At 43.4% G+C, this 21,019-nt stretch carries 29 protein-coding genes and 2 tRNA genes; 18 read left to right on the top strand and 13 right to left on the bottom strand.

Features of this window, described 5'->3' with window-relative positions; genetic code table 11:
• Positions 1 to 77 precede the first annotated feature (77 nt).
• Genes AAFP11_RS13730 through AAFP11_RS13720 form a run of 3 tightly spaced genes read left to right on the top strand, consistent with a single transcriptional unit; the run spans position 78 to position 1,732 of the window.
• Entirely contained in the window at positions 78 to 356 is a 279-nt protein-coding gene (locus AAFP11_RS13730) for a hypothetical protein (protein WP_341737565.1), read from the top strand.
• Between the two features lie 9 nt (positions 357 to 365).
• Positions 366 to 1,247 carry a HEAT repeat domain-containing protein gene (locus AAFP11_RS13725; protein ID WP_341737564.1) on the top strand — a complete coding sequence of 294 codons (882 nt, stop codon included), beginning with the start codon at positions 366 to 368 and terminating at the stop codon, positions 1,245 to 1,247.
• A gap of 8 nt (positions 1,248 to 1,255) precedes the next feature.
• Complete coding sequence (locus AAFP11_RS13720) at positions 1,256 to 1,732, top strand: DUF2656 domain-containing protein (RefSeq protein ID WP_341737563.1); 477 nt, start codon at positions 1,256 to 1,258, stop codon at positions 1,730 to 1,732.
• Positions 1,733 to 1,828: 96 nt separating this feature from the next.
• Here AAFP11_RS13720 and AAFP11_RS13715 read toward each other — a convergent pair whose 3' ends face one another.
• The 10 genes from AAFP11_RS13715 to cpeB all read right to left on the bottom strand — a co-directional run bounded on the left by AAFP11_RS13715 (position 1,829) and on the right by cpeB (position 8,784).
• The gene (locus AAFP11_RS13715; RefSeq protein WP_293338289.1) at positions 1,829 to 2,191 is read right to left on the bottom strand and encodes a type II toxin-antitoxin system PemK/MazF family toxin; all 363 of its coding nucleotides are present in this window, start codon (positions 2,189 to 2,191) and stop codon (positions 1,829 to 1,831) included.
• Positions 2,188 to 2,463: a CopG family transcriptional regulator gene (locus tag AAFP11_RS13710; RefSeq protein WP_293150304.1), complete on the bottom strand. Its 276-nt coding sequence runs from the start codon at positions 2,461 to 2,463 to the stop codon at positions 2,188 to 2,190. Before AAFP11_RS13710 ends, AAFP11_RS13715 begins: the two co-directional genes overlap by 4 nt.
• Positions 2,464 to 2,651: 188 nt before the next feature.
• Positions 2,652 to 2,945, bottom strand: a complete 294-nt coding sequence (locus tag AAFP11_RS13705) for a hypothetical protein (RefSeq protein WP_341737562.1) — start codon at positions 2,943 to 2,945, stop codon at positions 2,652 to 2,654.
• On the bottom strand, positions 2,945 to 4,315 hold the full coding sequence (locus AAFP11_RS13700) for an AAA family ATPase (RefSeq protein WP_341737561.1): 1,371 nt from the start codon (positions 4,313 to 4,315) through the stop codon (positions 2,945 to 2,947). The genes AAFP11_RS13705 and AAFP11_RS13700 overlap by 1 nt, the downstream gene beginning before the upstream one ends.
• 52 nt (positions 4,316 to 4,367) lie before the next feature.
• A complete protein-coding gene (locus tag AAFP11_RS13695; RefSeq protein ID WP_341737560.1) occupies positions 4,368 to 4,895 on the bottom strand; it encodes a hypothetical protein in 528 nt (175 codons plus the stop codon).
• The gene (locus AAFP11_RS13690) at positions 4,892 to 5,170 is read right to left on the bottom strand and encodes a hypothetical protein (protein WP_341737559.1); all 279 of its coding nucleotides are present in this window, start codon (positions 5,168 to 5,170) and stop codon (positions 4,892 to 4,894) included. The genes AAFP11_RS13695 and AAFP11_RS13690 overlap by 4 nt, the downstream gene beginning before the upstream one ends.
• A 46-nt stretch (positions 5,171 to 5,216) precedes the next feature.
• Complete coding sequence (locus tag AAFP11_RS13685) at positions 5,217 to 5,828, bottom strand: HEAT repeat domain-containing protein (RefSeq protein WP_341737558.1); 612 nt, start codon at positions 5,826 to 5,828, stop codon at positions 5,217 to 5,219.
• A gap of 316 nt (positions 5,829 to 6,144) precedes the next feature.
• Positions 6,145 to 7,431, bottom strand: a complete 1,287-nt coding sequence (locus AAFP11_RS13680) for a HEAT repeat domain-containing protein (protein WP_341737557.1) — start codon at positions 7,429 to 7,431, stop codon at positions 6,145 to 6,147.
• A gap of 227 nt (positions 7,432 to 7,658) precedes the next feature.
• Positions 7,659 to 8,153 (bottom strand): bleomycin hydrolase, encoded by a 495-nt coding sequence (locus tag AAFP11_RS13675; protein ID WP_096830783.1) that lies wholly within the window; start codon positions 8,151 to 8,153, stop codon positions 7,659 to 7,661.
• 76 nt (positions 8,154 to 8,229) lie between these two features.
• Complete coding sequence (gene cpeB, locus AAFP11_RS13670) at positions 8,230 to 8,784, bottom strand: C-phycoerythrin subunit beta (protein WP_096830782.1); 555 nt, start codon at positions 8,782 to 8,784, stop codon at positions 8,230 to 8,232.
• A 261-nt stretch (positions 8,785 to 9,045) separates the two neighbouring features.
• Here cpeB and AAFP11_RS13665 point away from each other — a divergent pair, with 261 nt between their 5' ends.
• The 10 genes from AAFP11_RS13665 to AAFP11_RS13620 all read left to right on the top strand — a co-directional run bounded on the left by AAFP11_RS13665 (position 9,046) and on the right by AAFP11_RS13620 (position 15,948).
• Positions 9,046 to 9,987 (top strand): GNAT family N-acetyltransferase, encoded by a 942-nt coding sequence (locus AAFP11_RS13665; RefSeq protein ID WP_341737556.1) that lies wholly within the window; start codon positions 9,046 to 9,048, stop codon positions 9,985 to 9,987.
• Between the two features lie 284 nt (positions 9,988 to 10,271).
• Entirely contained in the window at positions 10,272 to 10,472 is a 201-nt protein-coding gene (locus tag AAFP11_RS13660) for a radical SAM protein (RefSeq protein ID WP_341737555.1), read from the top strand.
• Positions 10,473 to 10,593: 121 nt separating this feature from the next.
• Entirely contained in the window at positions 10,594 to 10,794 is a 201-nt protein-coding gene (locus AAFP11_RS13655; protein WP_340517046.1) for a hypothetical protein, read from the top strand.
• 494 nt (positions 10,795 to 11,288) lie between these two features.
• Positions 11,289 to 11,355 (top strand) — tRNA-OTHER (locus AAFP11_RS13650).
• A gap of 271 nt (positions 11,356 to 11,626) precedes the next feature.
• Positions 11,627 to 12,319, top strand: a complete 693-nt coding sequence (locus AAFP11_RS13645) for a hypothetical protein (RefSeq protein WP_341737554.1) — start codon at positions 11,627 to 11,629, stop codon at positions 12,317 to 12,319.
• A 50-nt stretch (positions 12,320 to 12,369) separates the two neighbouring features.
• Positions 12,370 to 12,438: transfer RNA gene (locus AAFP11_RS13640), tRNA-Leu, on the top strand.
• A gap of 83 nt (positions 12,439 to 12,521) precedes the next feature.
• Complete coding sequence (locus AAFP11_RS13635) at positions 12,522 to 13,028, top strand: hypothetical protein (RefSeq protein WP_341737553.1); 507 nt, start codon at positions 12,522 to 12,524, stop codon at positions 13,026 to 13,028.
• A gap of 163 nt (positions 13,029 to 13,191) precedes the next feature.
• Positions 13,192 to 14,649, top strand: a complete 1,458-nt coding sequence (locus AAFP11_RS13630; protein WP_341737552.1) for a hypothetical protein — start codon at positions 13,192 to 13,194, stop codon at positions 14,647 to 14,649.
• Between the two features lie 198 nt (positions 14,650 to 14,847).
• Positions 14,848 to 15,258 (top strand): type II toxin-antitoxin system prevent-host-death family antitoxin, encoded by a 411-nt coding sequence (locus tag AAFP11_RS13625; protein WP_341737551.1) that lies wholly within the window; start codon positions 14,848 to 14,850, stop codon positions 15,256 to 15,258.
• Between the two features lie 63 nt (positions 15,259 to 15,321).
• Positions 15,322 to 15,948: a Uma2 family endonuclease gene (locus tag AAFP11_RS13620; RefSeq protein ID WP_341737550.1), complete on the top strand. Its 627-nt coding sequence runs from the start codon at positions 15,322 to 15,324 to the stop codon at positions 15,946 to 15,948.
• A gap of 86 nt (positions 15,949 to 16,034) precedes the next feature.
• Here the strand turns inward: AAFP11_RS13620 and AAFP11_RS13615 are convergent, their stop codons facing one another.
• Complete coding sequence (locus tag AAFP11_RS13615; RefSeq protein WP_341737549.1) at positions 16,035 to 16,289, bottom strand: DUF433 domain-containing protein; 255 nt, start codon at positions 16,287 to 16,289, stop codon at positions 16,035 to 16,037.
• 273 nt (positions 16,290 to 16,562) lie between these two features.
• Between AAFP11_RS13615 and AAFP11_RS13610 the strand changes: the two genes are divergently transcribed.
• Positions 16,563 to 16,898, top strand: a complete 336-nt coding sequence (locus AAFP11_RS13610) for a hypothetical protein (protein WP_340517032.1) — start codon at positions 16,563 to 16,565, stop codon at positions 16,896 to 16,898.
• Positions 16,899 to 17,018: 120 nt separating this feature from the next.
• On the opposite strand, the gene AAFP11_RS13605 is transcribed toward AAFP11_RS13610, so the two are convergent.
• The gene (locus AAFP11_RS13605) at positions 17,019 to 17,411 is read right to left on the bottom strand and encodes a DUF4189 domain-containing protein (RefSeq protein ID WP_341737548.1); all 393 of its coding nucleotides are present in this window, start codon (positions 17,409 to 17,411) and stop codon (positions 17,019 to 17,021) included.
• Positions 17,412 to 17,598: 187 nt separating this feature from the next.
• Between AAFP11_RS13605 and AAFP11_RS13600 the strand changes: the two genes are divergently transcribed.
• The 3 genes from AAFP11_RS13600 to AAFP11_RS13590 all read left to right on the top strand — a co-directional run bounded on the left by AAFP11_RS13600 (position 17,599) and on the right by AAFP11_RS13590 (position 19,653).
• Positions 17,599 to 18,426 carry a hypothetical protein gene (locus AAFP11_RS13600; protein WP_341737547.1) on the top strand — a complete coding sequence of 276 codons (828 nt, stop codon included), beginning with the start codon at positions 17,599 to 17,601 and terminating at the stop codon, positions 18,424 to 18,426.
• 87 nt (positions 18,427 to 18,513) lie between these two features.
• Entirely contained in the window at positions 18,514 to 19,152 is a 639-nt protein-coding gene (locus AAFP11_RS13595; protein WP_341737546.1) for a ThiF family adenylyltransferase, read from the top strand.
• Between the two features lie 39 nt (positions 19,153 to 19,191).
• Positions 19,192 to 19,653 (top strand): peptidoglycan-binding domain-containing protein, encoded by a 462-nt coding sequence (locus AAFP11_RS13590; RefSeq protein WP_341737545.1) that lies wholly within the window; start codon positions 19,192 to 19,194, stop codon positions 19,651 to 19,653.
• Between the two features lie 90 nt (positions 19,654 to 19,743).
• Here AAFP11_RS13590 and AAFP11_RS13585 read toward each other — a convergent pair whose 3' ends face one another.
• Entirely contained in the window at positions 19,744 to 20,424 is a 681-nt protein-coding gene (locus AAFP11_RS13585) for a methyltransferase (protein ID WP_341737544.1), read from the bottom strand.
• A gap of 49 nt (positions 20,425 to 20,473) precedes the next feature.
• Between AAFP11_RS13585 and rfbC the strand changes: the two genes are divergently transcribed.
• Positions 20,474 to 21,019 carry a dTDP-4-dehydrorhamnose 3,5-epimerase gene (rfbC, locus tag AAFP11_RS13580; protein WP_341737543.1) on the top strand — a complete coding sequence of 182 codons (546 nt, stop codon included), beginning with the start codon at positions 20,474 to 20,476 and terminating at the stop codon, positions 21,017 to 21,019.

Genomic DNA, 21,019 nt, shown 5'->3' with positions numbered 1-21,019 from the left:
CGCCCCTACGGCAATTTAATTTGCTTAACTAAACACGATCGCCTAATTTTTTTACGTGTTATCAAACTATCAAAACTATGTCTGAAAACGAAGAAGTTACACCATCTGATCGTGATGAATCTGCCGAAGATTCAACCGAAAATTCGACTGAGACAGATGCTGAAGAATTGGTGGAAGTGATTGCCGAATTTGAGCGGTATCGGGAACGTTTGGTGACTGAAACAATCGCAGCGGCACAAAAGGCAAAGCTACCCCAGAAACCAGCCCTGGCTAAAATTGAGCCGGAACTTGCTAAAATTGATGCTGGACTTGAGAGTCTTCGCGCTCAATTGGCTGCTATAACTACTAATAATTAGGTGACAATTATGGTCAATTCTAGTGCTCAATCTCAGGACGATCCAATTGTATTGGCTCATGCAAAAGCAGATGCTTTTCTGCGGGAAGTTACTGAACAAATAGATTTAGATACTTTCAATCCTGATGATTCTGAGGTTTTGAAGCGGTTGGTTGAATGTATGGGAGATTCGCGGGGGATGACTCGACTGCGTTTCGCGGAAACTTTGGCTGAAATTGGTGAAGCTGCGACTCCTGTTTTGTTGGATGGTTTGGCAAATCATCCTAATCCAGTTGTGCGACGTGCGGCTGCTAAAACTCTGACTTTGATTGCTGATCCGACGGCGGTTCCTCATCTAATTCATGCCTTATTGAATGATCAGGATACAGTGGTTAAGGGTTCGTCAATTGGGGCGCTGGCGAGGATTGGGGAGCCATCTGTGCAGGCTTTGTTGGATATTTTGGGCACGAAGGATTTGCCGGAAAGTACGATCGGTCATGCGGCTTGGGCGTTGGCGTTTATTGGGGCGGGGGCGAAGGAGTATTTGTATCAGGCGATCGCCTCTGATTCGTCTGTGGTGCGTGGTGCGGTGGTTGGTGCGATCGCCAAAGTTGCACAGGAAGAACCGAAGCCGGAGTTATTCGAGATTTTGGTTAAGTCTCTAACGGATGTGGATGTTGATGTGCGTTGTGAGGCGGCGGCTGCTTTGGGAAATCTCGCCTATAAGCCTGCAATCCCCAACCTGATTGAGTTGCTGGATGGTGGTGATGGGGAAACTCGCAGGGCGGCGGCCTTGTCTTTGATGAAAGTAGGCGATCGAAGTGCGATCGAACCACTACAAGCTGCATTAGCTAAGGAATCGGAAGTGGCGATTCAAGGTGTGATTAAGTTGGCAATTTCTCAAATTAAGTAATTAAAAACATGACTGAATCTGGAACCGGGCGGATGTTGCTTTCTCATAATTTTGATATGCCAGAAGGTGTTTTTGGGCCCTTGAGTCGGGAAGATTTGACCCTGGTATTTGTTGATGGTTTAAGCCAATATCCTGAGATTAAGTGTCGTCAATTAAATCATGCTCATTGGATGGTAGAAGTTTTATTTTCTACTAATGATTTTGCTCCGCCTCAAGTTGGGGAATTTTGCGCTGAAGCTTTGGTGAATCGGCGGATGAGTCAAGGGAAAGCGGATGATTCTTTTCCTGATATTTTGATTTTAGCAGGGTTGAAGAAGACTCCGCCATTGAGTAGCGATGCTGAAGCGCTACAAACGGGAGAATGGGGGGTTGATGTGGTGGAAACTCCGTCTGCTGATAGTTTCTTGATGGCGATGGGCTGGGAGGATAAAACGGCTGGGAAAAGTATTGAGGATGTTTTTAAGGTTGAAAGGAGAAAAGGGTAAAAGGATAAAAGGCTGAGTTAACCAGCCGTGATATCTTTTTGATTGATACTGTTGAAACAACAACCAAACGTCACTCGATACTTAGTCTGCCATTTTTCAACTTTCCTCATCATCTTGTCCTGGTAAATCTAAAGCAATCATTAAAGCGCGATTAAGTTCGGCAATTTTTGCCTCTGAAAGCTTTCCCAGCATTTGCAAAAGTCTAGTTTTTGCCAATACCCGCACTTGATCCGCTTTAACAATTGAATCCCTTTCTAATCCTCCATCAGGAGCTTTAATCAAAACCTGAGATGGAAAAATGCGCTTGTTTTGTTGATAAGTGGTACAGGGAACTGCCAAAACGACTGGACTACTAGCATTAATTACGTCGCGACTGACTATAATCACCGGACGATTTCCCCCTTGTTCAGAACCTTCCACAGGATCGAGACGAGCTAAATAAACCTCTCCTCTTTTCATTCTTGAGACTCCGCTAATTTAAAAGCCTCCCAAGAAGCTGTAGCAAATTCAGCCTCCATCTGTAAAACTTCAGCTTGATATTCTGGATCGCTTGTCATTTCTGCTAGTGCTTCATCAATTTCAGCTCGTTTCAGCGCTGCTAATTCTCGACAAATAGCCCGCATAATAAATTCATCACGACTCTTGGCTTTTCCCTGGTTTACTGCTTTATCAGTCGCTTCTAGTAAATTAGCAGGGAGACTGATTTTTGCTTCAATTGTAGGATTAGACATGAAAATCACTCCTAAATGAAACCTGAATGTTCTCTAGATATCTATCTTAACTCTTTTTTTCAAAATAGTGATGGATTAGGCGATCGAGGATGTTTTAAGGTTGAAAGGAGAAAGGGGTAAAAGGTAAAAGTTGTTTGGAAAGTAAAAGCTAAGTCCCGAAGCGCTGATTTTGAAGTTCACCACACTATCTATCTCCCGTAGATTAAATGATTGAATTGAAGTTTATTGGGTCTACTAATTTCCAGCATCTTATCAGGACGATTGTGAATCTCAGTTAAACGGTCATTAGTCTCAGTTGAGCGATTATTGCGTGTTTTTCCTTTGGGAATGCTAATATGACCGATACTGATAAAACGATATTCAACAGAATAATCAGCAGGCGGAGGTTCTTTGAGTATAACTTGCTTTTTACCTTTGTGTTCTTCCAATGGCACTGTAGCACTTTCCTGAATCATCTCTTTGAGGATAGCAATATCAGACATCAATCCTGACCCCAGACAATCGATTCCTGAATCCTGTTCATCGTTTCAATCGTGGTATCAAAACTGCGGGCTTCAATACCCATTTCTGGATCGATATCGGCTGGTGTAAGAGTTTGACATTTATTTGTTTTTGTCTTCCCTGTCTCTTCCGCAATATAAACCTTGATTTTGTTAGACGAAATTAGTTCTACTTCCCTATAACCTTCTTCTTCAGCAATTCGCTTCAGATGAGGTTTATCGTGGTTAAGCATAATCAATGTATTCAGTTCTTTAATAATGTAATCACTGTGGGTAGTGATAAAAACCTTAATACCCAGATTTACCAAGCGAGCAAATAGACGTGCGACGCGGCGCTGGTTTTCAGGATGTAGATTCAATTCTGGTTCATCTATCATCAATAAATCGCCAATTTGAGCCTCATGTTTGAGGTAAAAACCGATGGCTAATAGAGAACGTACAGCACTAGAACTTTCATCCATAGAAAGCTTGAGCTTTTTACCATTGGGCTCATAATAAAGTTCATCATTACGGGTAACAGTGTATTGGCCGCCGATTATGTCAGCAAAATACTCCAGTATATCAGGATGTTTCTCGGCAATAAAACTGCTTTTCTTGACAACGGTTTCCAGTTCCCTTGTAAAGTCAACGTTTGTGTTGATTGGCAAAGCGTAGTCCTGATAAGCTTTAAATAAAAGCTCCATTGGATTGATATTATTATTGCCTTGACCCATTTGTTCAAGCAATCTATTGCGGGCAAAATTCAACTCTTTGCGAAAAATAGCTGCACCAGTTCGTTCTGCACTAGCGATAAAAGGACGAGGAATAATTTCGGCAAAAATGATATCTTTCAGTGCATCAGCAATGGTGTGTTTAAGTATTTGATTGGGAATTTTTGCCTTTTCTTTTTCAACTAGCAAGGTGACAACTAATTCTCTACTTTCTTCTCTTTTGGTCATAGAGAATAATTCGACATTGGCAGATCCTATTGTTAGCTCGAACTTGCGTGTTAAACGAATATTTTTGATATCTAGATTTACCTGAAACTCTGTTTTTTTAAATCTTTTAGCCGGCGCTGCGAAAATCTGAGGCAATTGCTGTGTATAAACTTGACAAGCTTTAGAAACAATTTGCTCAGCCTGTTTGACATATTTTTGTATATCTAGATGAATTACGCCGTCAGCAAGGAGTTGTTGGATATTATCGTCGTTGATTTCGATCGCCAAAATCTGCCGCCAAGTAAACAAAAAGCCAAACAGTGCATAGGTAGCGTAGGTCTTTCCGGTATTGTTGCCGCCACAAATAATTGTCAACTCGCCCAGGGTGAATTCGGCTTGTTTTAGGGCACCAAGATTTTTGACTTTGATTTTCATTGGTGTCTTCCTTAGATTTGCAATGTACCTCAGTAATATCGCACAAACCAGTCTAAACAGCCAGCGCCTTGATACTTTCTTGGGTATCAAGAGGGATCTTTTGCCAACTGGTAGCAATATTAATATTCATATTGGTTTGAGCAATATCTAACAATGTATCATCAATTGAATGCGTTTGATTTTCGCGCAACCAAATTAAAATCTCCGCTAAATGCCAGACAGAGTGGGCACCTTCATAAACAGGAATCGGAAATTTTGAGTCGCTTTCGAGGGTGAGATTTGTCATGTGCTGTGGAGTGTACCCCAGAATTTTAGCTGCATCCGTCAAGCCAACAAAATCTGGTGCTGCTTCAATTAGAGTGGCATCTGGAACAACTTTTTTGACATCATGAATCGCCGTAGAAATAGCTTCATAAGCCGATGATGCATCGCGGATGAAATTTAGTGCGACATATCCTTTGTTTCCAACTCCAATTAACGCATCGTCACAGCCACCTGCATATAGTTTCTCGATAAAATCGTCAGTATTGGCTAGGGGATTTTCTAGATTAAACTTCACAGTAAAATCATACTCATTCATTCTGATTCCTCCTCTGGGTAAAACTCATTCACATCGTTATGTTTTGTGCAGTTATCCACTACTCGGCGAATTTGTTTGCCATGATTCCCTGAATTTTTTGGGGTACTCCAAATACTGGAGATACAAAAAATTCCACTTCTACACTCTTTATCATTATAGGGACAATAGATTTTTCCCCAAGCATGAGAACCACCAACATCAACGCGCCATCCATTTTTTTCAGCGTATCTCAACGCATCCTCAACTTCTGGCTTTGGGTGAGTTTTTCTGACCATTACAATTTTTGCTTACAAATCATTCAACACACAACCATAAACCCAACTATTCTGCACGCTTATAATTCATCACCAAATCCAACCGCGATAAAGAACTTGTCGCTGATTCCCGCACATAGGAATCCACGGTTTCATCATTGGCAAATGTGGTGAGGACTTCTACACAACGTCGATCGCCCACAGAAGCCAATGCACTCACGATCGCCACCTGTACCGCCACATTATCCGTTGTTGTCAGCGATTCTACCAAAATTTCAAACGCAGAGGAACCCATCTGCCCTAATGCCATCACCGCTGCAATATGCACCACAGGATTAGCGTCATCGATCGCCCTTTTCAACCCCTGCAAGCCCACTTCCGGGAAAGGCAACTCTGGATAATTTATCGCAATTTGCGCCAATACCTTCGCCGCACTCCCTCGCACAGTCACATTCTCACTGTTTAACATGGCGTCAACCACCGATGGTACAGCATCCTCACCGATCGCACCCAAGGCCTTCACCGCCGCCCGACGATAGGTGACATCTTCATCATCTAAAATGCCCACCAGTCGAGAAATGGTATTTTCATCGCGGGAATCGGCAATTTCAAACATCGCCCGATCGCGCATATGAGGATTCGGGTGTTTTAGTTGTTCAAACAAAGCATCTGTTGTCATGGTTTTTGGGGTTTTATGTATTCGGATTAAGCTGAATTAAGATATAGCATTTCTCAGGTAGGGACACGGCACTGCCGTGTCCGGTAGTAGGGACACTCCAAGGTGTCAACTTAACATCAAACCCAGTCACAGAATGCTGTTTGACTGTTAAGCCTAGATCCCCCCTAGCCCCCCTTAAGAAGGGGGGGACAAGAATCCGATCAAAGTCCCCCTTCTTAAGGGGGATTTAGGGGGATCTAGACTTGGGATAAAACCCAGATTTCTCAAGGGTTTCAGCCTGGTTGTTGACACCAATGGGCACGGTGCCGTGTCCCTACTATAATTCGGATTTTACACAAGTATAAGCATCTATTTTAGCTTGAACTAACCAATCTTGGTCGGCCGCAGCAAGTTCATAACCACTGACATCACCAAGTTTTTCTAGTGCGATTAATGCAGCATACTTCAAATCCCAGATTTTAGTTTCCAGACAGGCTTTCAATTCTGGAATGGCACGTTGTTCTCCGAGTTCCCCTAGGGCGATCGCCGCCGCTGCACGGGATTTCTGAAACTGGGGTTGAGAGTGATGCAAAGCTTCCAATAACAAATCGTAGGCTGGATCATGTTTTAACCAACCAAACAATTTTACCACATGAAAATGCGCTCCATAGTCATTATTTGCTTCTTCTGCAAAGGTGGCAAACAGGGCGGCTGGCGCTTCCTCTGAGTAATTTTTAAGTATCGTTTTAGCCGCTAAATAGCAACGTCCAAAATCTGTTTCGTATAATTGGCGAATCAAAAACGGTAAGTCTGGTAATTCTTCATAACTATGGACTAAATCTAAATCTGCTGGATAGTCTCTTAAGGTTTGTTCCAAATAAGGTTGAATGGTAGAAAAAGTCAGGGATTTATCAGCAATTCCTGCTTCTGCTAGCATCCTAATTCCTCTCAGCCGAAAAACTAAAGATACGGGACATCTGGCAATATTGGGGATGGCATCGTAGTAACGCGCATCAATCAAATCTTGAATGGATAATCTGCGCCCTAGGACATTTTTGTGTTGCAACATGGCGACAACTTTGCCCATTTGAGAAAAGTCTCTGGTTAAGCGACAAATTGCGGCGATCGCAGCACTAGCAGTCGGCGGGTCAATATCATCGACAAATCTGCGAATTCTTTCTAAAGCTGGAGCATAATCTAATTTTGTCAGAGTGTGGATAATTACGCGGTAAGTTTGTCCCGGTTTATCCAGCAATTGAGCAACTTCTTCTAAAACATCGGCATCTTGAGTGCCAATTTCACCGATCGCCCAAACCGCATTTTCCACCGTGTAGCAGTCATTATCGGCCAGACAGGTGCGAATCACCGGCAATGCTAACACAGCTTGCAGTCTTCCCAAGGTTTCCACCGACTTGCGGCGCACAATCCGGTTTTCCAGCACCGGATCGGTTTGCTGTACGGCTCGGATCAATGCTGCGATCGATCGATCTGTGGAGAAATTGATCAAGTGGGAAGCGGCAATGTAGCGGGAATCCTCTTCGCCAATCTCAGCTTGGGGCGTATCTAAAATCGCGATCGCCTGATCTTCCGTTAAATTAAAAAAACTAAAAAAACGTTTATCCATAAAATTATAGTAGAAGGAAGATGGTTCGGCAACTGATTTTGTAACGGATTTAACGGATATAAAACCAATGCCCGATAGAAATTAGCATATGCCTATTCAAACAAAATAACAAGCCTAGGAATTCTTTACCCTTACCTTACCAAAATAGGTAAAGCAACGAGCCAAGATTTCCCAGACTTGTCGGGGTATAAATTACCCAGTCACGACATCACAAACCTGCTAATTAATTAGGACAGGGAGTTGATGGCGTAGTCAAGAAGAGCATTGTACTCAGTCAAAGCTTGAGCAGACATATCGCGAGGAGTGCAACCACGGTTACGAGCAAAGCTCAATGCTTCAACGTAAGGAGCAGTAGGCAAGCTCAAAGCGCGATAAACTTCGCGTTGACCAGCAATACCCCATTCATCAAGAGGGCCTGTGCCGCCAACAACTAAGCAGTATTGGATCAAGCGCAGGTAGTGCTTGATGTCACGATGACATTTGGCTTTGAAAGTATCGGTGGAGTTAGCTTGACCGGCTTCGTTCAAGTAAGGATACTTTTTGATGCAAGCATCATAAGCTTCTTTAGCAACTGAATCGAGGTTGTTGCCAAGCTTTTCAGCAGCTTCTAAACGAGCAGCAGAGCGTTGGATAGAACCTTGGACTGATTCTAAATCTGAGGTGCTAGGGAAGCGGCCTGCTGCATCAGCAGAGGCGATAGCGGTGGTGAGAACTGATTTCATTTCCTAAATCTCCTAAAGTGATTTTGACAGTGAGCGTAGTTTCAATTTTGCTGAGCGAATTGCGATTAGCAATGGACTAGCTCAGTGCAGAAATGATGCGATCGAAGTAGCTGGAAGCTTCGGCAACTAGAGTGGCGCAACGATCTTCAACTACGATTGTTCCCATTTTCCGCAACTTAGCACCAGCAAATTTTTCGCTGGGGTTGTCTTGGATGTGAGCAGCGGCTTGAGCTTTCATGATTTGAACGGCACGCACGGTGGAGGTGGTGGGCACGCCCAAAGCTGCGTAGGTTTCTTTCAAGCCATTTAAGCAACGGTCATCAAGAACGGAAGCATCACCAGCCAACAAAGCGTAGGTGACATAGCGTAGAATGATTTCTGCATCGCGCAAGCAAGCAGCCATGCGACGGTTAGGGTAGCAATTACCACCGGCTTGAATTAAGCCTTGGTTTTCGCAGATCATGCCGGCAACAGCGTCGGAAACCATGCAGCTAGCGTTGCTGGCGATCGCGTTTACAGCATCCAAGCGTCGGTTGCCGCTGGCAACGAAAGCTCTGAGGGCAGCAATATCACCGACGGTGGAGGTGCTGGCATCGGCTGAAACTACAGCTCTTGAAAAAGCGTCAAGCATTGAGTTCTCCTTAACTTAGACGAAAATTTATTTCTTATCTCAGTTGGTCAACTTGGTGACGAACTTGATGTTTTTGAATATATCTTTGGGGTGTTGCCTGTGTCTCATTCCTTAGAAACAAAGTAACAATTTGTTACTTTTGTCGCGAAAACTACATTTTTTCGTTTAACTGATGTCGTTTCTGGTGGCATCGGTATTGTTCAAACAGTCAACCGTCAACCGTCAACTATATATATGTTAAATGTGTCGATCAGACCCTACGTGGATGAAAGTGACCTACAGGCGATCGCCCATTTGATCCATACTTGCGAACAAGTCGATCGCCTCGAAGAAGGTACTTCCATTTCCGAATTGCAACAAAAATTTAATCAACCATCCCTTGACAAAAATCGCGATATCTGCATTTGGGAAGACAGTCAGGGAAAACTCATCGGTTTTGCTCAGTTGTCGATTTCTGGATCTGGGGAGATGATTGACGGTTGGCTGTGGTTTTGCGTTCACCCGATCGCGCGATCGGGCAATATTCAAACCCTAGCAGTGGCTTGGGGAGAAAAGCGGATGCGGGAAGTGCAAACAGAACGAGGTATACCAGTGAAACTGCGATCGTGGGTGCGCGCGAAACACACCGATCGCATTGCTGTACTAGCAAATTGCGGTTTCAAGGCCGATCGCCATTTTTGTCGTATGGCGCGATCGAACTCTCAACCAATCCCAGAACCAAAAATCCCCAAAGGCTTCACCCTCAGTCAGTTTCGGGGCGCACAGGATGCCCAAGCTTGGGTAGAAATGTTCAACCAATCATTTATCGACCACTGGAACCACCACGATTTAACAGTAGAACAATTCCAATACGATTTAGCCAAACCCACTTACAGAAAGGATTTAGACTTAATTGCAGTGGCCCTTGACGGCACTTTCGCAGCATTTTGTCACTGTGAAATCAGTATCGAAGAGTGCGATCGCACCGGTCGCAATGAAGGCTGGATCATGTCTCTGGGTACAAGACGTGGCTTCCGTAACATCGGATTAGGACGAGCAATGCTGCTGGCTGGCTTGCACCGGCTAAAAGCTGTCGGTATCGAAACAGCCATTATCGGAGTCGATGCCGATAATCAGTCCGGTGCCCTGCGGCTCTACGAATCTGTTGGTTTCCACAATATTCGCAATACCATAGCCTATGTCAAAGAACTTCGATCTATATAGTCCTGTGGAAGTCTACAAACCGGGTTCGATCGACAAAAATACTTCGGTACAGCCACAGATTAGGTGAAAAACCCAGCTTCTTTGGTCGAGTCCCCAATCCTGACAAAAAACTTTTCCCAACCCCTTGACACCTGTGTAATACAAATGTAGTATATAAATATGGAAAGGGCAGGAAAAGCAAAAACCTGTATTTTCCGTAAAATTCTGAACCTTGAAAACTGAATAACTAATCGAAATTTCAAGGAACATCTAATTGAAAGTCTTGTAACAGAGACTAGATTGTCATGTTGTTACTTTACACCACAATTTTCGGTTACAAACTGCCTCCGTCTGAGCCAGAGATTGTACCGAATCAGCCTAAATCCAATGCAGAAAAAGCGGATTCAGAGCAGGAAAAATCTGCCAAAACTGAACCTGCCAAACAGACTGAAGAAATCCGCAACATCCAACAACATTATCACTTAGAACGGCGTTTATTTCAGTAAAATCCAGCCCTATTTGGGGAAATAGGACTGGATTTGATGAGACAATAAATGCCAGACTAAAGAGCAGACAGGCTACCAATCCAAAATCCAAAATCTCAAATCGCTCAAGGAGGTATCAGTAATGGTTCACATTCGTTTTGAAGGACGTTCCTATGATGTGGCAGAAAACCAACTGGGTATCGCGACAGGAATGAGCGAACAAGCCATTAAGGAACGTCTGGCCAAGCATTTTGATGTTAAGGGCGATCGCTTCGAGTCCTACGTGCTCGATCGGCGTCCTTCGGGCGATTTAATTGTGCGCCCAGAAGCCGTTTACGGCTAGAAATTCAGCTACCTGAGTTGGCTACCCCCTTGATGGTTCGGCGGTTAAAACCGCAACTATACAAACGAAGTCTGCCTCCGCAGACTAAGAAATAAAGGGGGTATTTAACCAGGATTTCGGCTCGGCTATTAGGCGGCGCACCCCAACTAAAGAAGCTTACAAACTGGTAACGTTCGACTAAACATCGTACAGTAGGTTCGATTCCTACCCTCTGGGCCTCTTGGAGAGGGGTTTTAAAAATAGCTTCTCTGACTTGTGCGCCTCCTCTTCTACCTGAATTTTTTAGATTTAAACAACAGCTACACCGCACCCCAACAGTTGAAGCTTACACACTTTTTGGTTTTCTCAACCAGAGGTAATAGGTTCGACTCCTATCATCCCCATCTTGGGGATGTAGCTCAACGGATAGAGCACATAGTTAAAAGCTTTGATGACTTGTGCGGGGTATCTGTCAGGTAGTGAAACAAACACTTCGTGCCCTAAAAAAGGAAGCTTACATACTAGCTCTTGGTAGAGCATTTCTCTTGAAAGAAAAGGTTGCGGGTTCAACTCCTGCGTATGAACAACGGCTTTCTTGACTTGCACGAAGTGAATTTCACTGCTATCAAAACAGACAAAAAAACCATGATTTAGTAAAGAGTTTCGATGTTTGAGAATCGGGTTCCGCGCCCTAACATATGAAGCGCCTACACACAATTTTAACCAATTGGTTGCAGGTTCAAATCCTGCCAGTCCCGTTTCTGGGGCTGTAGCTCAACTGGTAGAGCGATCGGTATGTCAAAACGCTTTGCTAACTTGCGCGGAACTTCTGATAATTATAAATAGTGGAGTTATGAGCGAACATCGCTTAGCAGAAAATGTGATCGAGCGCCCTCGTGGAGGGCTGAGAATCAGCTCAAGAAAGGTGAAAGGGCAAAAAAGATCTCTGATAAAACTAACTGAAGAAGCTACTACAGATGGACTGCTTAGCCCTTATTTAATTAAGCCGATAAAAAAGACAAAATGGTTTTCCGATTGTCTGGGACCGCTGTACCAATGGCTGCAATCTCATGTAGGTGAGTATTGGGATGATGTTTACAGCAAACTCTGTGGAATCCTAGATATCACTACCTTATCTGGGCAACATATTGTCTCTCATGTATGGCAATACGTGGAACGAAATGCGGTGTTAATTGATGGGGTTCCTTATCGAAAAAGTCGTGAATTTTATAATACAGCTCTTCCTCTTGGTTATTGGTACAAGCAACTTTATGTCCATCCTGAGACGGGAATTCTTTGCTTAGCTAAGAGAGTTCAGAAAGTACCTGAAAAGAAGCCCGATGATTTTGTTTTCATAGATGCTTATCATCATTATCAGAAAATAAATGATTTGTGGTATGCGATCGAGCTGGCAGATATTGAACCCTTGGGGATAACCAAAAATAAGTCTTCTGTCAACCGGGAGAAGTACGTTGTGGCTAAACGTCAATGCAACAAGAAGCAAATTAAGTTCATTATGGAACGACTAGCTAAAAATAAGGACTGAAGTCTTTAGTACACACGAAATTTTCACTTCGCGCCCCGATCGGGAAAGTTTACATACTAGCCAAACGGTAAGGCGCTTGACTTAAGATCGAGTATATACAGGTTCAAATCCTGTGTGTGAATCAACGACTTTTTCAACTTGCGCGAAGTGCTTTTTTTTATAACTTTTAGAACCGAAAGTGGTGACAAAGGAGAATTAAATTATGAAAACTACAACTATAATTTACCGATCGCCCTGGGAGATAGACAGCCTGATTCACGCCTTCCAAGAATGCAGTCTGCCGCGAAATCAATGGAATCACGAAGCGCATTTAACAGTTGCTCTGTGGTATCTGTTTTACGATTCAGAAACAGAAGCAATAAATGCAATTCGGAATGGGATTAAACGTTACAACTCGGCTCACGGAATTGAAAGCACAAAAGATGGCGGATATCACGAAACTCTAACGCTGTTTTGGGTGCGAATTGTTCGCCAGTATCTCGCCGATGAAAGCCGGAATCGCTCGATCGTACATCTGGCTAACGGTTTGATTGATAAATATGCCGATTCCCTACGGGATAGCTCCGCTTCACGCACTTTACCATTTCGCTATTACACGCGCGATCGCCTGATGTCTTCAGAAGCCCGCAATCATTGGGTTGAACCCGATTTGAAGTCACTCGACTCCGAAACAGTCCGCCAGGGATTAAAATCCCTGTCTAATAGCTAAAGTCCTCTGAAGAGGACTAAAGATATTTGTTTTTGTTTAGAACTCACAGCAAACAAATTCGGAAAAACGCATTTCAGTCCTCTTTAGAGGACTTCAGCTTTGAGCCAGGGATTTCAATCCCTGGCGGACTAAGGCAATAGGTGCAAAATATTAGGTAAAACCAATGAATATGAATGCAGCAGAACGAGATTTGCGTTTAGAAATGCTCAATAGTCTGCTCACAACACCTCACCGTCAATTAGAAAAAGTAGCAGAAATTCACAAACTAATTGTGGAATTAGACCCGATTTTTTACGGTCATTTAGCGGTGTGGTATCAGCGTCAAGGCGACGTGCGTGACCACAAGGAAGTTTTTGTCGGAAATTTGCTGACTTCGGCGCTAACGGAACACCGGGATGCCGGTTTCATGATGCTGCAACAGTTTCCTCCCTACGAGGTTTCGCGGATTGTGGACTTCATGAAGCAGCACCAAAATAAGGTGCCTCGGAGTGCGCGCACTGCTGTCACTCGCTATCTGAAATCGCGGGAAAAGAATCCGCAGTTTTTCGATCGCGCCGCCCTCCGCAGTCGCAAGGCGATGAAGCACTTGTACGCGACTTTACACGTCAAACCGAGCGATCGGGCGTCGGCGATTCTGTTCCAAAACAATCCGCCAGAAGACTCTCTAGCCTTCGTTTTAAAGCGGTTAGCTAAGGCTGCAACAGCCGCGGAACAAGCGAATTTGATTGTTGAGTACAAGATTCCGTATACGATCGCCATTGGTGCGATCAAAATGCTAACACCAACAGTTTTAGCCGCGTTGATTAACTCCATGTCGCCGCAGGAAGTCATCAACAACCTGAAATCCATCCAGTCTCGCGGCGCGATGGATCACCCGGAAGTCAAGCTGTTGATTGATGCCAAGTTGGATGAAGCGGCAAAGTGCGATCGGGTTTCTGCTTACAAAGCCAGTGTAGCAACTGATAGCGCCAACTTTGACGCAGCAACGGTGGCGAAGCTGGAAGCAGTTACCAACGAACAGGTGAAAAAGCGCGGTAAAATTGCCAAAGCCACGGGTTTGTTGATTGACAAGTCGGGAAGTATGGAAAGCGCGATCGATGTTGGGAAGCGTCTCGCTGCTTTAATATCGGGCATTTCCGACGCTGCACTGTTCGTCTACGCCTTTGACACCATGCCCTACCCAGTGCAAGCAAACGGTAGCGAATTGACAGATTGGGAACGCGCATTCAAGCACATTCGCGCTGGCGGTGGCACAAGTTGCGGTTGCGCGGTGGAAGCAATGCGGATTAAAAAGCAGGTAGTTGAGCAATTCATCATAGTCACAGATGAAGGCGAAAACTCTGCACCTTACTTGGCGGATGCTTATCAAAATTACTGCCGCAGTTTGGGAGTAATTCCTGATGTGGTAATCGTGCGAGTTGGCGCTTGGTGCAATTATGTTGAGAAGCAATTGAAGGACAAACAAGTAGCGGTGGAAACCTTTACGTTTGCCGGAGATTACTATTCGCTACCGAATTTAGTGCCGATGTTGAGTCGTCCTTCGCGGCTGGAATTGTTGATGGAAATTCTAGATACAACCCTGCCGGTCAGGGATGATAAACAGTTGACAGTTGACAGTTGACAGTTGACAGTTGACAGTTGACAGTTGACAGAGGTCGCGCGAGATTTTTTCTATGGGGTGTAAATCCCCATAGAAAAAACATGACACCAACCTGCGGGGGTTTTAAACCCATGAATTCTGATAAGTGATATAATCGAGCAGGGCTCGTCAGTTAAGCTGGCGGGCAATGCTCGCAAATTTAGTGGGAGTTAGAATTGTATGTCAAATGAGATTACATACACTGATGCTGAAGCAAATTTAGAAAATCTCTGCGATCGCGCTGTTGAAACTGGGGAAGTAATAGTTATTAATAGGCCTAACGGTAAAAATGCGATTTTGATTTCTAAGGCAGAATTAGAAAGTTTGCTAGAAACTCTTTATTTGTTGCGATCGCCTGTTAATGCAACTCGTTTACTGACAGCATTAAAGAGAGCTAAAGCAAGAGTTGTTCAACCTCAGACACTCGATGAAATTTGCAAAAAATTTGGGCTTGATGAAGAGGATGATACTGAGGATAAGGTAGCGATCGCTAGTAACAGCTTACAAACCGATCGCGATCGACAACTACAGCGAGTTATGCTAGGAGGAATGCGTCAGCATCAGCGACAATTCACAGAAACAGAATCGTAATTTTTTAGGTAGATATTTACATCACAATCTTCTACTATACTCTAAATTTGGGAGGAGCAGTTGGTGACTTCAATATTAATCAAAGATTTAGCAACCGAATTAGAGCTTTTCACCGAAGATCCAGTGGAAAGATTTATTACGAGTGGGGTAAGTTGGCAACAGTATGAACAACTACTAACTCAACTGGGAGATAGTCCTTGGTATCGAGTTACTTATTTAGAAGAAGTCCTAGAAATTATGTCTCCTAGTCGTCGGCATGACCAAAACAAAACTAATATTGGTATGCTGCTAGAAGCATATTTTCAAGAAACACGGACTCGGTTTTGGGGATTAGGTTCAACTACCTTTCGGATTCAAGCAAAAAAGGGCGGTACAGAACCGGATGAGTGCTATTGTATCGGTACAGAGAAAGAGTTTCCTGATTTGGCGATCGAGGTTGTACTCAGCAGCGGTGGTGTAGATAAGTTAGCAGTTTACAAAAAGCTCGGAATTAGAGAGGTTTGGTTCTGGAAAAATCATCGCTTTGAGGTTTATCATCTTCGAGGAGATGAATATGAAAAAATTCACCAAAGTGAATTGTTGCCGGATTTAGATTTAGAACTTCTAGCATATTATGTGGAGCAACCAGATCCGCTGGAGGCGGTGTTGGAGTTTCGGGAAAGAGTTAGAGAAAGTTTAGGTAGAAATTGAAAACTGCTAGAGATGTACTTTACTCCCAAACATCTCCGTCAATATCCTCAAGTAAGAATCTTTTCCCTATTTTTCCCTATTTTCAATTATTCTATCGTTCTCTCGATCATTTCTAGTAACTCAGGATTTGCTATAGATGATACTAACTTTGAATCAGCAGTAGCTAGAACTGCACACAACTTGGAGGAAGTAAGTGCAGGATATTTTTCTAACACCTGTTGTTCCGTCCATCCCGCCGCAAACAGCCCTAGCAGAAATTCTACAGACAACCCAGTTTCTGGAACCGCAGGTTGGGCTGGTACTTTTTTAGTGCCGAAATTAATTTGCTTTCGCCAGTCCATTTTTTTGCTTAAACGATTGGGGAATATGCAGCCAATTATACTGTATTTTAGCGCCAGATAGACCAAGGGAGGTCTGAGGAAGCTGATAAATTAAGACTAGGGGCGATTTCCCTGGTAATTAATTTTTTATACCGATCGCACTCGGTCAATTTCTTATACAGTAGAGTAAGGAGCAGCGAGTTCGATCGCCTTTTTTGCTTTTGTCGGTTTAGTGAGTAAAAATGCCGATCGCCCTCGATCTTAACACACAGTACAACTACTTGAGCTTGCACTATGACAAAAAAGTCTAAGGTCAAAAAATCCTGTTTGCTCTCCCAACGACTGCAAGAAGCTCTCGATAGAGGCAGTAAAGTTTGGATGAAAACAAATAATAGCAGTTTCGGCGGCATCCCCATTAATTTATCCAAGGAGTTTGCCGAAATTCTGGTAATTGTTTCCCCTAGCGAACACGGGGAAAATAACGATTCTTATGGACAAGTCACTTGGCTGATTCGACTTTCCGATATTATTGCAGTCGCTTATCCAACTGAATATTGGTCTAAAGATAGATTAGAAAGTTTGCTAAAACCCGATGTAGTTACTTCTGAAATGGGAGATTATCCGGGCTAAGGTGCTGATAGCGCACCTACCTTTAAAGATGCAATCACAAGTCATTAAAAATAAAAAAGAGTGAAATTTTAAATTTTCTAAAATTTCACTCTTTTTTAAACAATTTATCGAGAAGTTTAATTATTTATTGCAAACAGAAAGCTGCACTTTACAACTGCCTCCTGGTAATTCGCTGCAAGCAGCGAGAGCTTGAGCTTCTGCTGCTGATTTATCGTCACCCCAACCGGCACCAGCTCCTCCTTTCCCAACGACAATAGCTCCACAGTTATTAGTGTTGGATGTCAGCGGTTTGCAGTCGTTCGCCCCTCCACTATGCTGATTGCAGGCGGCTACTGCGGCATCTAGTGCTTCTTGTTCTGTAGCATGATCCCAACTAATACCCGTGGCATCAGAAGTGGCAGAATAAGCCGTAGCTCCGTGTTTATCCTGAGCTTGAGCTGTCTGAGCACATAGCAGGAGTGGCACTGTCAAAACAGTCGCTAAAACACACTTAGAAAATAGCTGTTGAAACATATTTAGTGGCTGCCTTTACAGAGTTATATTTTTGTGCTTAACCAATATTAAATCAGCCTCGGTAGCAATGTCAATATCCCCCATAAGCAACTCCCAAAACCTTGTATTGAACAGGCTGTCGGGCCTGTGCCACGGGAATTAGGCCAGAAGTCTCATCTCAAATCCCCAATCTCCACTCTAAAATCCGATGACTGATATCCGCAAAATCCTCAACCAACTTGCCGCCCAAGCAGGAAAGCTCCTCGATACCCAATTCCTAGCACCTTGCGTGGGAGGGGGAAGGGTGCGGACAAGGATAGATGGAATGATTTACAGGTTTCAACCGCAGCCTCGCAACTTTGAAGGCTGGGGTATTTTTCAACCAATAAATGAGAAAAATGCTGCCGTAGTTGCAGAGCCAGATTTGGCACAAGTCACAGAGTATTTACAACTGCTTGTGCCAATTCGTTTGCAATTAGCTCATGTACTAAGAGGGCAAACTTGGCTGGCTTATCCGGTTAATGAATCTGATGTAAAACAGCGCACTGGTTTTGTGAAACCCGTAGCCGTACAGCTCGTAACAGAAGGCTCGCAGTTTGAGCCGATAGTGGCTAGATGGGATGGTCATTTTTGGTGGTTTGAGGAAATCGATCGACGGGCAGACCCTCTGCCTGCTGAGGAATTAAGGGCTGCTTTAAAACAGTTGAATTTGCCTCAAGAAATACGCTTTAAAGGCATGACACCGGAAATGGCAACTGTTTATGAATTGGTGACACAAAATATCAAAGAGTTTGACCCTAAATTTAGGGATGAACAGCGCTTGCAGCGGGCTTTGCACATGGGGGGAGGAGAATTACAAGGTTTTCGCGATCGCGATGACTATTGGCTGGTGGAATGGACTAGCCGCACTGGTGAAAGACATTCTTCTGCTATTGCTAAGCATGATTTGACTGTGATGAGTGCTGGCATTTGTCTGAGTGGATTAGACAGAAATTTCGATTTGCAGTCTTTAGTTGGTGTAGTCGAAGATAGATAATCGGGAATGGGTAATAGTTAATCGTTAATGGTTACTTGTTAGTGATTTTTCTAATAACCAATTCCCCAGGCCCAATTCCCAATCACTATGAGTATTTTTTTTCACGAACAATTGTACAGAACATCGTCGGTGATGTCCATGGTTAAAAACTTCCCTATTGCCGTGTGCGGTGCAGGCGCTTTGGGTGCTAATATTACAGAAAATTTGGCGCGATCGGGATTTGGTCAATTAACTGTAGTCGATCGCGATCGCATCGAAGAACGCAATTTGTCCACTCAACCGTATTATCGATCGGATATCGGTGCATTCAAAGCCAAAATTCTCGCCCACAATCTTTACCGCGCTTTGGGAGTCAAAATAGAGGCGCACTCAAAAGAATTGACATCCGCCAATGTCGATCGACTACTTGCCAACAGCGCCGCGATCGTTGATACTTTTGATAACAGTGTAGGACGACAAGCAGTCAAGGATTACTGTGCAAGTGTCTCCGTTCCTTGCCTCCATGTCGGATTAGCCACCGATTACTCCGAAATAATTTGGAACGAACACTATCGCGTTCCCTCCCCGGCAAATGATGACGTTTGCGATTACCCGTTGTCGAGAAACTTAGTGATGCTGACAGTTGCTGTTGCTTGCGAAGTAATTGTTCGCTTTGTAGCTACCAAGGAGCAACAAAATTTAACTTGCACGATCAAAGATTTTGCCGTAAGACCACTTATATTGTAGAATGTCTAGTGGCCATTGCCAGAAACCCGATCGCATGAGATGAGATACCTCTCTCCCAGAAATCAGGTTTCTAACTCTCAAAGGCGATCGTCAAACACGCAAAATAAGCTTAAGAAAATTAACAGGGAAATTATGGTCGGACAACAGACATTTTCTATTTTACTAGCAGTTCTAGCCCTATTAGTTTTGACGGGCGTCGGTGGAGCAAATTATGCTTCTAGCGGCGACGCTGTTTGCCGCACAAATGATTGCCACGAACCCCAAAGAAAATCCCATAAACCGCACAAAAGGATTTTAAAACACGGATCGAGAGGAGAAGATGTCAGAAAGCTGCAAAAATTATTAAACGCGCGAGGTTTGTGCCCACAGCCGATCGTAGCTGACGGCATTTTCGGCCCAACAACTCTGACAGCGGTGAAAAAATTTCAGCGACAAGCTAACCTTCCGGTAGATGGAATTGTCGGCGGAGAAACTTGGGACAGACTATTTGCTAGTTTGTAAATTTAAGCACCGTGCAATACAATTTCTTAAGTCAGTTTTGCTAATCAATCATCCCTCAAATACTCCCTTATTTCTTAGTCTGCGGCGGTTTTAACCGCCGAGGGATTTTTTAGATGCTTTGACAAACATTTGCCCTCCCAAAAACTGCCATAAAAAAGGCAGTTTCAAGTAAATTTTCAAAAGCAACGGCGAGGCTGGTCTACCTTTAGTAGAAAATGGTAAAAATCTCGGTATCATCAAATCTATTTGAAAACCAACAGTTTCTAAAAGCTCTTGGAGGGATAAGTGCGTAATCGGTAATTGATGGTCAATAAAATCGTAGTATTCCTGATAAGAATATTTGAAATTGGGCTGAATAACCAAAAGAGAACCGTTGGACTTGAGAGAATCAAAGCAAAATGAAATAATTTGGACTAATTGTTCTTTATTATTCAAATGTTCAAAAAAATTAGAGATAAAAATGCGGTCAAACTGTTCGGTAAACAAAGGGCGATCGCCTAAATTTAAAACATCAATATTCAGCACTTTAATATCAGGATTAGCAAATATTTTTGAATCAGGATTGAGGTCAATTAAGCATTTTTCGTCTGCCCGAATTTGATTTATAAACTCGCAATAACCCCCACCAATATCTAAAATAGATGATTGCGAGGGAACATATTTTTGTAAAAAATCGTCAATTAATACTTTCCAAAGCAATACCTTAGCTTCCATCTGTCTGGAATCAAATCGATTAGCGTACAATTTTTTGAGATATCCGTCAGCTTTCATAGTAAGATAGTATTCAGTAAGTATGACTTTATCACTATCCCAGGCAACTATGAACGTTATATCTACCGAAATACCGGAAGTTTTGATAATTGAGCCGAAAATTTTCGGAGACGATCGCGGTTTCTTTCTTGAGAGTTTTAATCACAAAGCTTTTGGAGAAAAAACTGGTGTGACGGCAGATTTTGTTCAAGACAATCATTCCAAATCGTCTAAAAATGTGCTGCGCGGATTGCACTACCAATTGCAGCAGCCTCAAGGCAAACTACTGCGGGTAGTGAGTGGAGAAATCTTTGATGTCGCTGTGGATATTAGAAAAAGCTCGCCGACTTTTGGACAATGGGTGGGCTGTATGCTGAGTGCTGAAAATAAGCAGCAACTTTGGGTGCCGGCGGGATTTGCTCACGGTTTTTTAGTGGTTTCTGAAACTGCGGAAGTTTTGTACAAAACTACAGAATACTATGCACCAAGTCACGAGCGGTGTATCCTGTGGAATGACACTGATTTGGCGATCGATTGGCCGCTGGATGGTGGGAAGCCAATCTTATCAGCTAAAGACAAAGCCGGACAAACATTGAAAAGAGCTCAAGTGTTTTAG

It is taken from the genome of Microcoleus sp. CAWBG640 (assembly GCF_020883015.1).
Taxonomy (GTDB): domain Bacteria; phylum Cyanobacteriota; class Cyanobacteriia; order Cyanobacteriales; family Microcoleaceae; genus Microcoleus; species Microcoleus anatoxicus.
The sequence above is the reverse complement of the archived record's forward strand: the minus strand, read 5'-3'. Positions and strand labels throughout refer to the sequence as shown.

Excerpts from the sequence above, each read along its gene's own strand:
- AAFP11_RS13730 (WP_341737565.1), top strand. The coding sequence starts at position 78 with ATGTCTGAAAACGAAGAAGTTACACCATCTGATCGTGATGAATCTGCC.
- AAFP11_RS13725 (WP_341737564.1), top strand. The coding sequence starts at position 366 with ATGGTCAATTCTAGTGCTCAATCTCAGGACGATCCAATTGTATTGGCT.
- AAFP11_RS13720 (WP_341737563.1), top strand. The coding sequence starts at position 1,256 with ATGACTGAATCTGGAACCGGGCGGATGTTGCTTTCTCATAATTTTGAT.
- AAFP11_RS13715 (WP_293338289.1), bottom strand. The coding sequence starts at position 2,191 with ATGAAAAGAGGAGAGGTTTATTTAGCTCGTCTCGATCCTGTGGAAGGT.
- AAFP11_RS13710 (WP_293150304.1), bottom strand. The coding sequence starts at position 2,463 with ATGTCTAATCCTACAATTGAAGCAAAAATCAGTCTCCCTGCTAATTTA.
- AAFP11_RS13705 (WP_341737562.1), bottom strand. The coding sequence starts at position 2,945 with ATGTCTGATATTGCTATCCTCAAAGAGATGATTCAGGAAAGTGCTACA.
- AAFP11_RS13700 (WP_341737561.1), bottom strand. The coding sequence starts at position 4,315 with ATGAAAATCAAAGTCAAAAATCTTGGTGCCCTAAAACAAGCCGAATTC.
- AAFP11_RS13695 (WP_341737560.1), bottom strand. The coding sequence starts at position 4,895 with ATGAATGAGTATGATTTTACTGTGAAGTTTAATCTAGAAAATCCCCTA.
- AAFP11_RS13690 (WP_341737559.1), bottom strand. The coding sequence starts at position 5,170 with ATGGTCAGAAAAACTCACCCAAAGCCAGAAGTTGAGGATGCGTTGAGA.
- AAFP11_RS13685 (WP_341737558.1), bottom strand. The coding sequence starts at position 5,828 with ATGACAACAGATGCTTTGTTTGAACAACTAAAACACCCGAATCCTCAT.
- AAFP11_RS13680 (WP_341737557.1), bottom strand. The coding sequence starts at position 7,431 with ATGGATAAACGTTTTTTTAGTTTTTTTAATTTAACGGAAGATCAGGCG.
- AAFP11_RS13675 (WP_096830783.1), bottom strand. The coding sequence starts at position 8,153 with ATGAAATCAGTTCTCACCACCGCTATCGCCTCTGCTGATGCAGCAGGC.
- cpeB (WP_096830782.1), bottom strand. The coding sequence starts at position 8,784 with ATGCTTGACGCTTTTTCAAGAGCTGTAGTTTCAGCCGATGCCAGCACC.
- AAFP11_RS13660 (WP_341737555.1), top strand. The coding sequence starts at position 10,272 with ATGTTGTTACTTTACACCACAATTTTCGGTTACAAACTGCCTCCGTCT.
- AAFP11_RS13655 (WP_340517046.1), top strand. The coding sequence starts at position 10,594 with ATGGTTCACATTCGTTTTGAAGGACGTTCCTATGATGTGGCAGAAAAC.
- AAFP11_RS13645 (WP_341737554.1), top strand. The coding sequence starts at position 11,627 with ATGAGCGAACATCGCTTAGCAGAAAATGTGATCGAGCGCCCTCGTGGA.
- AAFP11_RS13635 (WP_341737553.1), top strand. The coding sequence starts at position 12,522 with ATGAAAACTACAACTATAATTTACCGATCGCCCTGGGAGATAGACAGC.
- AAFP11_RS13630 (WP_341737552.1), top strand. The coding sequence starts at position 13,192 with ATGAATATGAATGCAGCAGAACGAGATTTGCGTTTAGAAATGCTCAAT.
- AAFP11_RS13625 (WP_341737551.1), top strand. The coding sequence starts at position 14,848 with ATGTCAAATGAGATTACATACACTGATGCTGAAGCAAATTTAGAAAAT.
- AAFP11_RS13615 (WP_341737549.1), bottom strand. The coding sequence starts at position 16,289 with ATGGACTGGCGAAAGCAAATTAATTTCGGCACTAAAAAAGTACCAGCC.
- AAFP11_RS13610 (WP_340517032.1), top strand. The coding sequence starts at position 16,563 with ATGACAAAAAAGTCTAAGGTCAAAAAATCCTGTTTGCTCTCCCAACGA.
- AAFP11_RS13605 (WP_341737548.1), bottom strand. The coding sequence starts at position 17,411 with ATGTTTCAACAGCTATTTTCTAAGTGTGTTTTAGCGACTGTTTTGACA.
- AAFP11_RS13600 (WP_341737547.1), top strand. The coding sequence starts at position 17,599 with ATGACTGATATCCGCAAAATCCTCAACCAACTTGCCGCCCAAGCAGGA.
- AAFP11_RS13595 (WP_341737546.1), top strand. The coding sequence starts at position 18,514 with ATGAGTATTTTTTTTCACGAACAATTGTACAGAACATCGTCGGTGATG.
- AAFP11_RS13590 (WP_341737545.1), top strand. The coding sequence starts at position 19,192 with ATGAGATACCTCTCTCCCAGAAATCAGGTTTCTAACTCTCAAAGGCGA.
- AAFP11_RS13585 (WP_341737544.1), bottom strand. The coding sequence starts at position 20,424 with ATGAAAGCTGACGGATATCTCAAAAAATTGTACGCTAATCGATTTGAT.
- rfbC (WP_341737543.1), top strand. The coding sequence starts at position 20,474 with ATGAACGTTATATCTACCGAAATACCGGAAGTTTTGATAATTGAGCCG.